Here is a 15,755-nt window from a genome sequence, read left to right as displayed (position 1 = left end):
TTAAATTACCTCCTCATATACAATCTTTCCATCTGCGATCGTCATAACAGTCGTGCCTTTTACTTTCCAGCCAATAAAAGGTGTATTGGCTGACAGCGACAAAAAGTCTTCTTCTCGAATGTCTTTGGCAGTAGTTAAATCAAACAAGGCTAAATCAGCTTGTTTGCCAACCGCTAAAATACCGCTATCCAAGTTGAATATTTTGGCCGGTTGAACGGTTAACCAGTCAACCACTTGTTTCAATGTGAAAATGCCTGTTTCAACCAAGTGTGTATAAAGTAAAGAAAAGGCTGTTTCGCTTCCGACGATCCCAAATGGAGATCCAATCATGCTGCCTTCTTTTTCTTCTTTGCTGTGCGGTGCATGATCTGTAGCGATCATATCAATTGTACCATCAAGTAAACCTTTAATTAAAGCCGCACGGTCTTCTTTGCTTCTTAAAGGAGGATTCATTTTATACAGACTAGTATCTCCAGGAATATCCTCTTCTGTCAGAATCAAGTGATGAGGCGCGACTTCAGCCGTTACATGGATGCCGGCTTTCTTGGCATCGCGGATAACTCGGACACTTTCTTTTGTTGAAACATGACAAACGTGGTAATGCGCTCCAGTTGCCTCACTGATCAAAACGTCACGTGCAATTTGGCTCGCTTCAGTGATGTTTAAGATCCCTGGCAAACCCAGTTCACGTGAACGCTTGCCTTCGTGCATCACGCCGCCAAACAATAAAGAATCATCTTCTGTATGGGCCACGATCGCTACATTATTTTTAGCGGCTTCTTTCATTGCTAAATACATGGTCCCAGCTGATTGCACTCCGACTCCATCATTGGTGAAGGCAAATGCTCCTGCAGCAATTAAAGCTTTTTGATCGGTTAAATGATCGCTGCGCAGCCCTTTAGTAATTGGAGCGTATTGCAATACTTTGATAACCGCATCCGCTTTATTTTTTTCCTGAAGAGCCAGCATTTTTTCAGGCGTATCCGGTTCCGGGTTTACGTTTGGCATTGCGCAAATGGTAGTGAATCCGCCTCTTGCCGCTGCCTCCGTACCTGTTTTAATGGTTTCTTTGTAAGAAAAACCTGGTTCTCTTAAATGAACATGAACATCGATCAGACCCGGAGTCAGTAAAGCTCCTTTAGCATCAATGATGTTCTCCGGTTCTGTTTTCCCTTTGATTAAAGAAGCTACATCATCCCCTATTGCAGCAATCTTGTCTTCTTTAATCACTAGTTCGGTTAAGTTAAGATTCCCTTGTTGATCTATCGTGGTTGCATTTTTGATCCATAGTGTCATTTTTATCCCTCATTAGCTTTCTTTATTTCTATTCAATACTATTCTACCCTTTTTGACCAGCCAATACTGCTTCTAAGATGGCCATTCTTGTAAAGACGCCATTAGCCATTTGAGCCACGATTCGCGCCCGTGGACATTCCAGTAAAGTACTTTGCAGTTCAACATCGCGGTTAACCGGAGCAGGGTGCATAATAATGGCGTGGTCCAGCATCTTGCTTTCTCTGCTTTCTGTTAAGCCGTACATTGTTAGATAAGCAGGTTTAGAAAAGTTTCCGTACGTTTCATGCCGCTCATGTTGAATGCGCAGCAACATCATCACGTCAACTATTTTGATCAGGTCATCCATTGGAACGTATTGTCCATATTGATCAAACGATTCATCGTACCATTCAGGCGGACCGGAGAAGTATAGTGTAGCTCCAAGGCGTTTCAACATCTGCATGTTTGATCGCGCAACTCGAGAATGAGTTAAATCGCCAACAATTGCAACTTTTAGACCTTCAAAATAACCAAACTCTTCATAAATCGTCATTAAATCTAACAGGCATTGACTCGGGTGTTGTCCTGCACCATCGCCGCCATTGATGATTGAACAGGTAATCGTAGGACTAGCGATCAATTCAGAATAGAAAGCCTCTGATGGGTGGCGAATAACCGCGACATCTACTCCAATAGCTGACATCGTCAGTACGGTATCGTATAAGCTCTCTCCTTTTGTTACACTGCTTGTCGAAGGTTCAAAATCGATGACTTTGATTCCCATTTTATTTTCAGCCATTTCAAAACTTTTATGTGTCCGTGTACTGTTTTCAAAAAACAGGTTAACAGCATATTTCTTATCGTCATACGAAGGATGAACTCCTTTTTTAAATTCACCAGCACGACCGATCAGAGCTAGTACTTCTTCGTTCGTTAATGCTTCGACTGAAACAAAATGTTCTAATTGAATGCTTTCGATGACTCCACCCATTTTATAGTCCCCCTTGTTTTTTGTACTTCAGTAACCGGTTAGTTCCTTAAAGCCCTTGAATTCAGTTTAATTGTCTTAGGTAGATTTGAGCCGGTTCTCTATTATGCCTCACTGCTTAGTGTTTGGTGGTTGCTGAGGGCAAATAAAAAGAACCTAAAGATCTTAGAGACCTTTAGGTTCGATAATAGCCCAACAGTATAGGAGCAGACGGCTCCCAGCTTGCTGGTTTATAGTCGTGACCTTTTGTGTCTCTCTGGACTCAATTAAAGTTTCACTTTGATTTAAGTTAATTTCTGAATCATCACGTGATCTGCCCCATCGATTTCTTCGACCGCGACTTTGATTTGTTCTTCCAATGATGTTGGGATGTTCTTTCCTACAAAATCAGCGCGAATCGGCAATTCTCGATGTCCTCGATCGACTAAGACGGCTAATGAGATCTTCCCAGGACGTCCGATATCCATTAAAGCATCTAATGCTGCCCGGATCGTGCGGCCTGTATACAAAACATCGTCAATTAAAATGACTTGCTTGCCTTCAATAGAAACAGGAATATCCGTTCCTTTGACTTCAGGTTCGCGGTCCTCACTAGTGTGGACATCGTCGCGGTACAACGAAATGTCTAATTCACCGACTGGTACCGCAACTCCTTCAAGTTGCTGCATTCGTTCAGCGATCCGCTTAGCAAGGTAAATGCCTCGTGTTTTGATGCCGACCAGTATCAAGTTTTCAATACCTTTATTTTGTTCAATAATTTCATATGTGATCCGTGTCAAAGCACGTTTCATAGCATTTTCATCTACTACTTCTACTTCAGATTTAATCAATGTCCTTTACTCCTCCTTCAGTACCAGCATATAATTAATTTTTTCTGTTTAGCGATAAAAAATGCCCTCTTACCTATTGAGTAAGAGGGCATTCTGAGGTTGACTGTTTTAAAAACTAGCTAGTCTTCGCTCATACGTGTCTGCTCCTTCTTAGTCTCACAGGACTAGGATTAAAGGATTACTTGTTTTTCTATCTCCAAAGACTTTACCGTGTCCCGCATGAAAAGTCAACGGTTTTCTCTTAACTCAGCAAGAGTTTCTTCAAACAATGCAGGTAAAGGTGCTTCAAAAGTTAAAAATTCCCCAGTACGCGGATGCTTAAATCCAAGGACTTTAGCATGTAAAAATTGGCCATTTCCTGCTAACGTTTTTCGCGGACCATAGATAGGATCTCCTGCCAATGGATAACCAATGTATTTCATATGCACTCTAATTTGATGCGTTCGGCCTGTTTCTAATTTCAACGAAACAAGGGTGAAATCTTTAAACCGTTCTAAAACGCGGAAATGGGTCACTGCCGGACGTCCGTCTTGGATGATATCTTGTTTTTTACGGTCTGCTTTTGAACGACCTAAAGGAGCATCTATCGTACCTTTGTCATGGGGTATTACACCATGGACTAAAGCAATGTATTCTCTTAAAGAAGTGCGGTCTTTCAACTGAGTTGCTAGTTTTTCATGAGCAAAATCATTTTTAGCAACCATCAATAAGCCGCTTGTGTCTTTATCGATTCGGTGTACGATACCCGGACGGATGGTTCCGTTGATTCCAGATAAATCTTTTACTTGATACATCAACGCATTTACTAGTGTACCTGTTTGGTGACCAGCGGAAGGATGTACGACTAATCCTTGTGGTTTGTTGACCACTACGACATCTTTATCTTCATAAACGATATCAAGAGGGATATTTTCAGCTTGAACGTCTAAAGGGACAAGCTCTGGCTCAGTGATCGTGATGGCATCCCCTGGTTGGACTTGATAATTTGGCTTCGTCGAAGCGTTATTGACCAAAACATCTCCTTCTTTAATCCATTGCTGAACATGGGAACGTGTTTTGTCAGGCAGCAATTCGACAAGAACTTTGTCTAATCGCCCTTTTTCATTTTCTATTGTAAACTGATATGCTTGAGACATACAAAAACTCCTTTTTAATGATCAGGTTTGACATAAGCGTTTAACCTGGACTGTTCTTTTTTTGTTTTTTTTCATCGAGAAAGACATAAAGGATCATCAGTACGACACCGATGCTCAATGCCATGTCCGCGACATTAAAGATTGGAAAGTTAATAAATTCTAGACGAACCATATCGATAACGTATTCGACACGCAGGCGATCGATAAAGTTGCCAATGGATCCGGCCAAAATAAAAGCCAATGCGATCGACAGCAAACGGCTATTCTTTCCATATTTTTGTAAATAAACGACCACTACTCCGACGACGACAATGGTTACCAGATAGAAAAACCACATTTTTCCTTCTAAAATACTCCAAGCTGCGCCGGTATTCCGAATGTACATCCATGATAAAACACCTGGAATAACTTCGACGACCTCATATAAATCAATATGGGCTACAGTCAAATACTTTGTCCATTGGTCAACGCCAATAATGACAGCAGCTAAAACATAATATAAAAACATAGGTGTACCTCGCTTTGTTTATAATCTTCTAAATCTAGTCTTCTCCCATTTTACATGATATGCTAGCCAAGTGATAGTTTTTTATTTTGTTGAAGAATGAAAGGTTTACAAATCTCTAAGCTTTTTTATTGGCTTTTAAATAAAAAAGGAGTAAAATAGTAAAAGGTTAAAGAAAGGAGATGAATTTATTATGAATCAAGCAACCATTGAAAAAGTTTGGCAAATCAAAGGTTTATTGTTTAAAAATGATGATTACCCGTTGGCTTTAGACTTAGAAGATAGCGAAAATCGTGTATTGATGCGTTACATCATTGTTGACGCTCATTCTTCAGATTATCAAAATGGCTTGGAAATCGGCTACAACGCTGGTGAATTCCAAGTGTACGCGAACAAAGAAACGGCTAAAAAAAGTTTATATTCTATTGCATAAATAGACTGAGCAATTCGTCCATGAGAGTTGCAGTCTATTTTATCTTTTTTTAAAATCCCTCCATTTAATGGATGTGGATTATTTTTTTTGCTTTTTTATCAAGCCTGCCTACACTCTTCATATAATTCAAAGCAGCTTTTGAAAAGACAAACGATTGTTTTTACGGAATTTTTTATTCAATCGTAAGGAATATACTGAAAACAAGAGTTATCTCTTGGGTAACATTCCTACTTTTGATATACTGATAGAGTTCTTATGTAACGGTGTTGGATAAGAATAAGCATGTTCTTACTACATAATGATGGTTAAAAATCAGTGGTAAAGACAATAGACTACATAATAAAAGGAGATTTATATTTATGAAGAAACGATCCAAAACGGTTTATGCCTTAGCGACGTCTTTATTTTTAGCTGGTTGCGCCAATGATGGAATTGCTGATGCTACAAAAAGCATTGAAGCCATTGAACCAGAAGAAAAAACGGTACTGACTGAGTTAAATGCTATAACAGAACAAGAAAAAGCTTTACAAAAAATGTTTGAAGACAGTCTAGCTGAGGATAATAGCTCCAGCCAATTTTCAGACGGCAGCTCTCCTGTTTTTGAAAATATCGAAGCACGCACAACTTCTCTAACGACTATTAAAGAAGCCAACTCTGAAATAGAAACCATTCAAAAGGATTTGTCCGAAAATGATGGTGATAAAGTACCCAAAGAGCAAATAGATGCTTTGACTAAAGAAATGGGAACCCTTACCGACTCTCTCGATACTTATTCAACCCAGTATGAAAAATCATTATCCGAAGAAGAAGAGTATTTTAAATCGCTTGCTGCTGAAGATGCTACCTACGAAACATTAACAGACGGCATCACTAAACTAAATGAACAAGACGCTAAAACAAAAGAGCTTTTGCAACAACTAAATGAACAATTTAAAGCATTGGATAAACAACGCAATGAAGCAGAAAAAGCTGTACAATCTGTCAACGATTCATCTAAATAAACGACAACTTATAGGAGTGATACTAAAATGAAACAAACAATTATGGGGTTAACGTTGATGAGCGCCTTGATTTTAAGTGGCTGCCAAACTAGCGATTCTTCATCCGCAAAAGAAAGCTCATCTGACTCTGCACTTACCCAGTCCATGCAATCTAGTTCGGAAACAGCTAATTCTACGAGCGAATCACAAACCTCTTCTGAAGAAGCAGTAAAAGAAAGTGAAGAACAGCCTGCCGCATACAAATACCGTGTAAATCCAGCGAATTCTGTGATTGAACCGATCAATGCCGATGATGAATCAAAAGTCGTTTTATTGACCTTTGATGATGCTCCTGATGAGCATGCTGTTGAAATTGCAACCAAGTTAAAAGACATTGGCGCTCCCGCTATTTTCTTTATTAATGGGATGTTCATCGAGTCTGATGAAGGAAAAGAAAAATTGAAAGAAATTTATGATATGGGCTTTGAAATCGGGAACCATACTCAAACTCACCCTGACTTAAGCACGCTTAGTCCTGAAGAAGAACGGAAAGAAATTTTGGAAACCAACGATTTGATCTATGATGCTATCGGTATAAAACCTCGTTTCTTCCGTGCTCCATTTGGTATCACAACGGATACAACAGACGAAATAATGGCTGAAGAAAAAATGGTTTCTATGACTTGGACCTATGGCTATGATTGGGAAGCCGATTATCAAGATGCAACAGCTTTAACCGATATTATGCTACATACTGAATACTTAAACGATGGAGCTAATTTGTTGATGCATGACCGTACTTGGACCAATGAAGCAGCTGTCGACATTGCAGAAGGTCTAAAAGATCAAGGCTATACTTGGGTCGACCCTGCTTTACTTGAATCACCAGAAAGAGAGGTACCAAACGAATGAAAAACAATAAAAAATGGATAGGAACACTTCTATTAAGTGCAGCCTTCTTCCTAAGCATGCCTTTTGCGGTACAAGCAGAGGAAACGGAACAAAAAGAACCCATCGCAATCAATGATCAGCCTTTATTAAGCATTCCAGAAAAATTTCCGGCGCAATTTGCTTACGATTCAGGAATTGACATCCCTTATCCTGAAAAAGGCGTTAAAGGCATCTACGTAACAGCTTATTCAGCTGGCGGAACAGATAAAATGGCTGAATTGACGGATTTTGTCAAATCCAGTGGTTTGAACTCAATGGTCATCGATGTTAAAGATGATGAAGGAAGCATGACCATGGATATTGGTTCTGAAAATGAAATCGTCCAACAAAGTACACAAGATTACGTAACCGATCCACAAGCTATGTTGAAGCAGTTAGAAAAAGATGAAATTTATCCAATCGGGCGTATTGTTGTCTTTAAAGACACGTTGCTTGCCGAAGCTAGACCAGACCTCTCTTTTAAACGTGCAGATGGCAGTGTTTGGAAAAACAGCAATGGCGATGCTTTTGTCAACCCCTTCTCTAAAGAAGTTTGGGACTACAACGTTGAAGTCGCTAAACAAGCGGCTAAAATGGGATTCAAAGAAATCCAATTTGATTACGTGCGGTTCCCAGAAGGTTTTGAGACTCAAAGCGATTCTTTAGATTACACACACGGAGATTACGATACGAAGAACTTGGATGAAGTTCAACAACGTGTTGAAGCCGTCACTGACTTTGTCAAATACGCTCGTGAAGAACTAAAACCTTATGGTGTTGAAGTTTCTGTCGATATTTTTGGTTATGCTGCTACCGTACCGGAAGCTCCTGGTATTGGCCAAAACTTCAGTAAAATATCGGAAAACGTTGATGTTATTTCTTCAATGATTTACCCAAGTCACTGGGGCTCGTATTTTGGTATTGGAAAACCTGATTTAGAACCTTACAAGCTAGTCTCTGAATACATGAAAGTTGAGAACGAACTGTTAGGCGGTTTAGATACGCCACCACAATCACGACCATGGTTGCAAGACTTTACAGCTTCTTATTTAGGTGCTGGAAATTATATGAATTACGGCGCACCGCAAGTAGAAGATCAAGTCAAAGCGTTGCATGAAGCCGGTGTAGATGAATTCTTATTATGGGATGCAAACAATACCTATACCCCTGGCGTTAACTACAATTTTAATTAAAAAAAACCACTCATCGAAATTATTTTCGATGAGTGGTTTTTTCTTTAGGAAGAATCAAATAGTGATGATTTCTCCACTCGCTAATAAACACAGATAGGCTGCCGTAACCGGCTTATCTAAAATAGATTCCAAAGCCATTCGATAAAGATTCATTTGCCCTTTGTACTTTTCTAACATTTTTTCTCCAGCATCGCGACCGTAACGAGCTACTTGATCGGTTTTATAATCAAAAAGGATCAGTTCCTTATCAAATTCAAGATACCCATCAACGATACCATGGACAAGAATTTTATCTTCTGCTGCTTCTTCTAAATCCGTAAAAATAGTTTCTGCTGCTAACAGCAATGAAAAAGGCGCTTCTCTATGCACATGATTCGGATGAGCCAGAAGCAATTGTCCAATGGTTGTTTGGAAGAAGCGTAAGATGTTTCCAACTTCAATTTTTTCAGCAATTTCGTGCTGCAGCATTCCCCGTCTGATCAAGTCTGCAATCAACTCGTTGACTGTCTCCACTGTTACTGGAACGCTCAAATCAATCGACTGCATCACAAGGTGAGTGCCGGTGCCGATTTCTGCACTGGTAGGTGCTGTCATTTCAGCCATGAACTTCGGCCGGGCCAAGGTATCTTCTATATAACGATTTTGATTCCGCGGCTGATTGATATCAATTTTAACCATTTGACCATCGTCCGGTTCTTCGAACAAGCGTTTGATTTCAGAAACGGATTGGTAACTGGTGGTATGCGTTGCACTTTCATAGCGGTATTGGTAATCCATTAAAGCAATGGCTTCGTTTAATAATGGATACTCTTGTTTTGTTTGTTCATTTTTTGAAATAGCTGTATCTAATTTTTCAATCCACTGTTCATCAGGTACTAGATCTTGTTGAATCATTTGTTGTTGGATCATCGTTTCATTATAGAAATGAATGGAAAATTTAGCCGGATGCTGGCTGATCGAGCCATTTTTAGCAGTGACAGACAAGTAATCATTTTGACTGTCTGGATGCCGGACTAATGCTAAGCCCACCCACTTCATTAAACTGTTAGCAGTAAACCGTATATCGTTTGGCAGAACAGTTGCTTGGTGAGCAGCGACGACTCCCCACTCTTTCCAAGCCGCTTCTTCATTTTTGTAGGAACCGACTAAAAACAGCTTTTCTTCAGCTCTTGTCAGAGCTACATACAATTTTCGCATTTCTTCTGACAACAATTTGTTTTTCTTTTCAACTTTTAAGGCGATCTCTGGCAGTGTTTGGTATCGGATACGGCGTTCTAGGTCTTTAAAGTCTGTTCCGACCCCGTATTCTTCATTGAATAAATACCCTTTGCGGATGTCTTGTAAATTAAACCGTTTAGTCAGATCCAGCACAAACACAACCGGAAATTCTAACCCCTTGCTTGCGTGGATCGTCATTACGCGAACCGCATCTTCATCGGTAGTGATGGCGGTTGGTTCAGCTAGATCTTTATCTTTGTCTTGCATTTTTTCGATAAAGCGGACAAATTGGAAGAGTCCTTTAAAGCTGGTTTTTTCATAACTGGCTGCACGTTCATATAAAGCATGTAAATTAGCTTTCCGCTGTCTTCCTGAGCTCATACCGCTGACATAGTCCAGAAAATGAGTATCTTCATAAATAGACCAAATCAAATCTACTAAATGGTTTCTGCGGGCTTCTTCACGCCATTTCGTTAAACGATTTAAAAAGACTTGAACTTTGTGGTAAAGCACAGTCGTAAATCGGCTGGCTTTATCTGATCCGGAATAGCTGGCATGGAAAGCCAACAGTGCTTCATAATAGTCGCCTGTTTTTTGGCTGATGCGAATGGAAGCTAATTCATTTTCATTTAAGCCAACAATCGGCGAACGCAATACAGCAGCTAACGGAATATCTTGGTAAGGATTATCAATTACTTTTAATAATGACATCATGATGGTGATCTCGGTTGTTTGGAAGTAATTTTGTGTGTCGTTGACTTGTAACGGAATGGCAAGCTGTTTAAAAACCTCCAGCAAGACTAAATTATTTTTTTTAGTGGGTGTGAGTAAAACGATATCTTGATAACGAATGGGCCGATTCATCTTGGTTTTTTTATCGTAAATTGGAAACTCTTCTCGAATCAATTGTTGAATCTTTTGGCCAACCATCAGTAACTCACCTTCTGTTTTATCATCGATCCGCATATCCCGCTCCAATGGTTCTTCTTCGGTTTCTCCGGGGGTATCTATTCCTTTTTCGTAAATCAGCAGTTCTGTTTCATGCTGATTCATTTCAGGAAATGCTGTAAACCCTTGGATAAGTTTGGCTGATTCGTCATAGTCCATTTGCCCCACAGCTTTATCCATCAATTGTTCAAATATGAAATTGGTGAACTGGAGTACTTCTCCCCGAGAACGGAAATTCTCGGCTAAAATAATCCGTTCTCCGCCTTCTTGCTGACCATATCGTTCATATTTTGATAAGAATAAACCTGGATCGGCTAAACGAAAAGAATAAATCGATTGCTTCACATCGCCAACCATAAATAGATTGCCGGCTTGTGAAAGATCTTGTACAAGCCAATGCAAAATGTTTTCTTGTAATTGATTGATATCTTGGTATTCATCAACCATCACTTCTTTGAATTTCTCTTTGTAATGCTGTGAGGCTTCGGTCGCTGACCACTGACCATTCTCATAGCGGGCCAGGATCTGTAAAGTTAAATGTTCCAAGTCATTGAAATCCAACAAGTTCCGTTCGCTTTTACGAGCGCGATAAGCTTCTGTAAAGACATTTGTAACACGCGCCATTTCATCAACAAGCGGTGCTGCTTGTTTCATAATGTCGATCTGCTTCTCCAGAGGTGTGGTAAAATAAGAAAGCTGCATTTCGCTGTACCGTTTTTTAACTTGGTCACGTAATTCTTTCATGTCGCTGCCAACTTCTTTTATCGCTTCATCCGTTGCTTTTTTGACGGCTTTCCAACGAACAAATTCAAAAGCTTCAACCGTTTGATAAGCTGCTTCATAATTATCTTCTTGAATAAATGTTATTAGCTCTTTCAAGTGTGCGGCTTCACGCGCAACAATTTCAGTTTGAGTGCTTAGCTCCTCTGTACCTTCCCCTAATTTTTCTGCAGTTTCAGAAAGTTCAATTAAACTTACTAGAATATCTGATATTTGAGGTTTTAATAACTCTTGGTACAATATGTCATCACCAAAAGAAGTTTGGTCTACTGTATATAATTCGGATAAGCGTTCCAGCCACTCAGCAGGATTAGGATTGGCTCTAGAAAACTCATACAAAGAAAAAATCAATTCCGTTAGACCCGTGTCGCTTCGGTCATTGGAGTACGCACCAGCTAATTCTTTAAAAAAGCTCGTTTCTTCCCCATAAAGCTCTTCTCTGACCTCTTCCCAAACGTCTTCTTTCAATAGGAGGATTTCTGTTTCATCTGTTAACAAACGAAAAACAGGATCTAAATCAATTAGATAATAATAGCGTCGAATCACTTGTAAACAAAACGCATGCAAGGTACTGATCGATGCTTGTGATAATAGAGATAATTGACGAATCAAATGTCGTTTTTCATCCGGCTCGCTTTCGTTAGTAACAGCTTGCTGAATCGCCGTTTGTATGCGTTCTTTCATTTCTCTGGCTGCTGCTTCAGTGTAAGTTACGATCAACAACTCATCAACATTTGTTCCTGCTTTGATTTTTTCAATCACCCGCTGGACTAAAACCGTTGTTTTTCCTGAACCAGCAGAAGCAGAGACCAGAATATTGTGCCCCGCTTCATAAATAGCTTGCCATTGGCCATCTGTAAAGCGGCTGTTTTCCGGTTTGATTGGAATAAGACTCATTCTTCTTCCTCCTCTTCCTCATGCTGCATTTTTTCTAGAATTTCTTCACGCGATAATTTTTCCATTCGACGATAATTGTTTTCAGGAAGCATCGCATCAAATTGAGAAACAGCTCGTAATTCGCCATTAACTGAAGAAATAAATTGCCGTTTTTCATAAAAAGGATTGAGCGTGGTAACGCCATCCATGATTTTGTTTCCAGCGTCCAAAATCAATTTCTGATTGTGTTTTCGTAAAGCGGCCATTTCATCAAGAGTGACAAATTTTCGTGATTTAAGTGTTTCATTTTTCAATTGGTTAAATGGATAAATGAAAGAAGCAGTCGACGGCTCAATAGTCGGATCTAACGCCAATAGTAAGTCTTCTTCTTCTAATAAAAGGCCATCCAATTTGAACTGTTTCAACAGTTCATTGGTATAAGCTTGTTCATCTACCAGTTTATCGCCTTTGATGAAGGGATTTTTAACGTGTAGATAAAAAGCCCCTGCTGGTTTTGCTTCATGACCAATGAGTCGAGGTGCATTTGCAATCGCCGTGTCCAAATAGGTAATCATTTGCATCGCTAATCCATAATAGGCATCTTGGTAGTTAAAGGCATGAGCACTTGATTTATAATCTACAACGCTAAGGTAGTGCTGATGGTCGATTTCTACGGTATCTACACGGTCGATTTTACCGCGAATGTATAATTTTCCTCCGTTATTTAATGGAAAAGACAGTCCTTCGATTCCTTTTTGGTTCGCTAGTTGCCCAAAGAGCACTTCTGTCTGGACATTCCTCATATTTGTTCTTCTGCTTTGATTGCCGAGGGCCCAAGCCATCCTTCTAACCGTTTGGCCTAATTGGTCGCGAATAAACTTCATGCGGTTAGAAGCTGATAAAATAGCGAATTTAGACTTTCCGTAGAGAGACTCCAATACTTCGTTCGTAATAGCATTCACTGTCTCCTGATCTAATTTATGGAAACGCAGATCGCGGCTCAAAAGAGATTTAAACAATTGATCTAAAGCATCATGGAAAAATTCTCCTGTTCCTGCTGGTGATAGTCCGAACACGTCTCTTTCTCTTAAGCGTAAACCGTACTGCAGAAAATGCGCGTAATGGTCCGCATAAAATGTTTCTAAACGAGAAACAGACAAGTACAAATCTTTGCCGTATAAAGCAGTAGCAATGTCGGCTTTCAAAGGATGAGGTATATTTTTTTTCACTAAACTGACCAGTAAGTGATTAAAGGTTGGCGCAATGGCTTTCGTTCGTTTAAAGTACTGATATAATCCCATCCAAAAAGGCGATAACTGTCCTTTTTGATCTTGTTCTTTACGTAAAACCAATAACAACTGGCTTAATGTGCTGCGTTGGGTTCCGATAAAATCAAGTAATTCAGCATTAGCCGGTGAGCTTAACGAACTAGCTTCTCCGACTTTGGCTTGGATCGGAATATCGAAGCCTTTGACGATTCGATCTACATAAGGAGAGAGTTTAGGACTTTCCTTGGAGTCATTACTGGTGGGATACGTCATAATGAGTTTTTCTGATGAATTCAAAAATGCTTCATAAGCAATAAACGGTTCAGAAGCCATCATCGATTCCACGTTAGGTTTTAAATACTTGGTAGGATCTAAAAAATCAGCAAAAACACTGCGGTCTTCTTCGGTCAGAATCGTTTTATTTTCATTTTTTGCAGGAAGATGGACATCTGTCATTCCTAATAAAAACGTTACTTTTGCTGTTCCAATACGCGTACTTTCCAGTCCGGAGTAGGTTACTTGATCGATACTGGGAGGTACGATGCTGTATGAAGCATTCTCAAAACCTGAAGCTAGGATTGTTTGGAAACTCTCTAAATCAAAAGGGTCATCTCCTAGTACTTCTACATATTCATCTAACAGTTGTAAGAACGTTTGCCAAGTTTGTTCATGTTTTTTAGCAGTCTCTAAATCATTTTGCTCAACCGCTTGATCTCGCCAAAAAGAAAGTTGTTTGTCGACGCCTATTTTTTCTAAGAAAATGTATAAGATTTTTGCGGCTTCTCCGCTCGTTTCAGCACCTTCTAATCGTTGGTAAAAAGGCAACAATGTATCTTTTAAGAACGTCCGTACCGTGTTAGCGATTTGTTCAATGCGTTGATCGGAATCGGATTGGAAATCGCCGTCTTCATAATTAAATCGTGTGTAATGCCATGGTTTCTTCATCGTCCATTGATGTCCTTCATACCCATAGGCTAAAACAACGTTTTCTGTGACATCAATTTCTTCTCTAAAGGCATTGACTTGCTGTTGAAGAACAGCCACACGTGCGCTTCGCTCAGCTGGTAAATCGTTGTGTGTTTGCGGAACCAGTAATTCGGTTCGTAAAAATCGCATAATATCTGCATAACGCCAATTTCTGCGTTTGATGGACAATAAAGTATCTAAAAATTCCACCAGGGGATGTTGGTTCATCAAATCCGCGCTGTCAATAAAAGTCACGATTCCATTCTCACTAAAAATAGGCTCTAAAATCGTTAAATAATCTTCAATGTTTCGGGTCAATACTAAAATATCTTGGTAACGATAGTCTCCACTTTTTACCATTTTCCGAATTTCTTTCGCTACATGCTCAACTTCTGCTTGTTTATTCTCACCAGCCCAGACTTCGATACAGTCTTCCATTGAAATTTGTTCCTTTGAACGATTATGATCGACAGGGGACAATTTGCTAGTTTCGACCCAAAAGTCTTCTAATTGATTCAACTCTTCACAATAAGATGCGTTCAGCTGGCGGATTATTCGATCAGGAGCGACTGGAATATTTTCAGAACGAGCTGCTTGATACAAATGATAATACGTTTCTCCGGCTGCTTGAAATAATTCATGCAGCTCTGGTTTTTCAGTAGGGTAACCTTTGTCAAGCGTCAAAGCAACGGTCACCTGCTTGGCTTTTTTCATCAAAGCTAAGATAAGAGCTTGTTCTTGAGCTGTAAACCGAAAAAAGCTTTCAATATAAACCGTGGTTTCAGATAGATCCAATTCTTCCAGTTTTTGGGTCAATGCGGTCAAGATATCTTCAGTTTCAATGTATTTTCCGACTAGAGCAGCATCGAAGGCTTGATAAAGTAGTGAGATATCCTGTAGTTTTAAACGAAAATCCGACTCTTTGGGTGTTGAACCTAAATTCATCAATAAATGAGCTAAGTCATCTTGTGTAATACGACCAGTCCTCAGCTCCATAAAGAGAGCTGTCATTTGCTGAACAAATCCTGTTTTACGGACTTCCCCTCGGTATATGGTCAACTCTTCCTCGTATTGGATCAACAATTTCCTCACTAACATCGATAACCCTGAAGCGGTCAATTGAGGTTTAACAAATGTATCGGTATCTTGCAGCCAAAACCAAGCCAATCGACTAAAACTAAAAACTTGTAAATGCATCATACCCATTAGGGGCTTTTTATCAAAAGGCGGCATTTTCCCTAAATTTTCTAAGACCGTCATTTCAGCTTCAAATTTAATATGATCGGGTACCAAATAGAATATATTGGCGTGTTTATTTGTGGCCAATGTTTCAGCAATCTCATCTAACATGATACCCCGTTTATCACGATTGGCGCGACCTAATATAAATTGTAATCCCATTGGTGATTCACCTCTTCTTTAACTATTC

General features: G+C 39.6%; 11 protein-coding genes. 4 read left to right on the top strand and 7 right to left on the bottom strand.

Annotated features, from left to right (window positions below):
- The 5 genes from pyrC to lspA all read right to left on the bottom strand — a co-directional run bounded on the left by pyrC (nucleotide 1) and on the right by lspA (nucleotide 4,737).
- Nucleotides 1-1,296, bottom strand: a complete 1,296-nt coding sequence (gene pyrC, locus NY10_RS02890) for a dihydroorotase (protein WP_058918579.1) — start codon at nucleotides 1,294-1,296, stop codon at nucleotides 1-3.
- 43 nt (nucleotides 1,297-1,339) lie between these two features.
- Complete coding sequence (locus tag NY10_RS02885; protein WP_058918578.1) at nucleotides 1,340-2,266, bottom strand: aspartate carbamoyltransferase catalytic subunit; 927 nt, start codon at nucleotides 2,264-2,266, stop codon at nucleotides 1,340-1,342.
- 281 nt (nucleotides 2,267-2,547) lie between these two features.
- On the bottom strand, nucleotides 2,548-3,054 hold the full coding sequence (pyrR, locus tag NY10_RS02880) for a bifunctional pyr operon transcriptional regulator/uracil phosphoribosyltransferase PyrR (RefSeq protein WP_058920215.1): 507 nt from the start codon (nucleotides 3,052-3,054) through the stop codon (nucleotides 2,548-2,550).
- A 266-nt stretch (nucleotides 3,055-3,320) separates the two neighbouring features.
- A complete protein-coding gene (locus NY10_RS02875; RefSeq protein WP_058918577.1) occupies nucleotides 3,321-4,229 on the bottom strand; it encodes an RluA family pseudouridine synthase in 909 nt (302 codons plus the stop codon).
- Nucleotides 4,230-4,269: 40 nt separating this feature from the next.
- A complete protein-coding gene (gene lspA / locus NY10_RS02870; RefSeq protein ID WP_058918576.1) occupies nucleotides 4,270-4,737 on the bottom strand; it encodes a signal peptidase II in 468 nt (155 codons plus the stop codon).
- 190 nt (nucleotides 4,738-4,927) lie between these two features.
- Here lspA and NY10_RS02865 point away from each other — a divergent pair, with 190 nt between their 5' ends.
- The 4 genes from NY10_RS02865 (at nucleotide 4,928) to NY10_RS02850 (ending at nucleotide 8,270) form a co-directional block, all read left to right on the top strand.
- Entirely contained in the window at nucleotides 4,928-5,167 is a 240-nt protein-coding gene (locus tag NY10_RS02865) for a hypothetical protein (protein ID WP_058918575.1), read from the top strand.
- Nucleotides 5,168-5,526: 359 nt separating this feature from the next.
- The gene (locus NY10_RS02860) at nucleotides 5,527-6,168 is read left to right on the top strand and encodes a YkyA family protein (RefSeq protein ID WP_058918574.1); all 642 of its coding nucleotides are present in this window, start codon (nucleotides 5,527-5,529) and stop codon (nucleotides 6,166-6,168) included.
- 27 nt (nucleotides 6,169-6,195) lie between these two features.
- Nucleotides 6,196-7,059 (top strand): polysaccharide deacetylase family protein, encoded by an 864-nt coding sequence (locus NY10_RS02855; protein WP_058918573.1) that lies wholly within the window; start codon nucleotides 6,196-6,198, stop codon nucleotides 7,057-7,059.
- On the top strand, nucleotides 7,056-8,270 hold the full coding sequence (locus tag NY10_RS02850; protein ID WP_082664158.1) for a putative glycoside hydrolase: 1,215 nt from the start codon (nucleotides 7,056-7,058) through the stop codon (nucleotides 8,268-8,270). Before NY10_RS02855 ends, NY10_RS02850 begins: the two co-directional genes overlap by 4 nt.
- A gap of 54 nt (nucleotides 8,271-8,324) precedes the next feature.
- Here the strand turns inward: NY10_RS02850 and addA are convergent, their stop codons facing one another.
- Together addA and NY10_RS02840 are read right to left on the bottom strand one after the other, a co-directional pair.
- The gene (gene addA / locus NY10_RS02845) at nucleotides 8,325-12,113 is read right to left on the bottom strand and encodes a helicase-exonuclease AddAB subunit AddA (RefSeq protein ID WP_058918572.1); all 3,789 of its coding nucleotides are present in this window, start codon (nucleotides 12,111-12,113) and stop codon (nucleotides 8,325-8,327) included.
- Nucleotides 12,110-15,727 carry a PD-(D/E)XK nuclease family protein gene (locus NY10_RS02840; RefSeq protein WP_058918571.1) on the bottom strand — a complete coding sequence of 1,206 codons (3,618 nt, stop codon included), beginning with the start codon at nucleotides 15,725-15,727 and terminating at the stop codon, nucleotides 12,110-12,112. Before NY10_RS02840 ends, addA begins: the two co-directional genes overlap by 4 nt.
- Nucleotides 15,728-15,755: the final 28 nt, after the last annotated feature.

This window comes from Carnobacterium sp. CP1, from assembly GCF_001483965.1.
Classification (GTDB): Bacteria; Bacillota; Bacilli; order Lactobacillales; family Carnobacteriaceae; genus Carnobacterium_A; species Carnobacterium_A antarcticum.
This window is presented reverse-complemented; position numbering and strand designations above follow the sequence as displayed.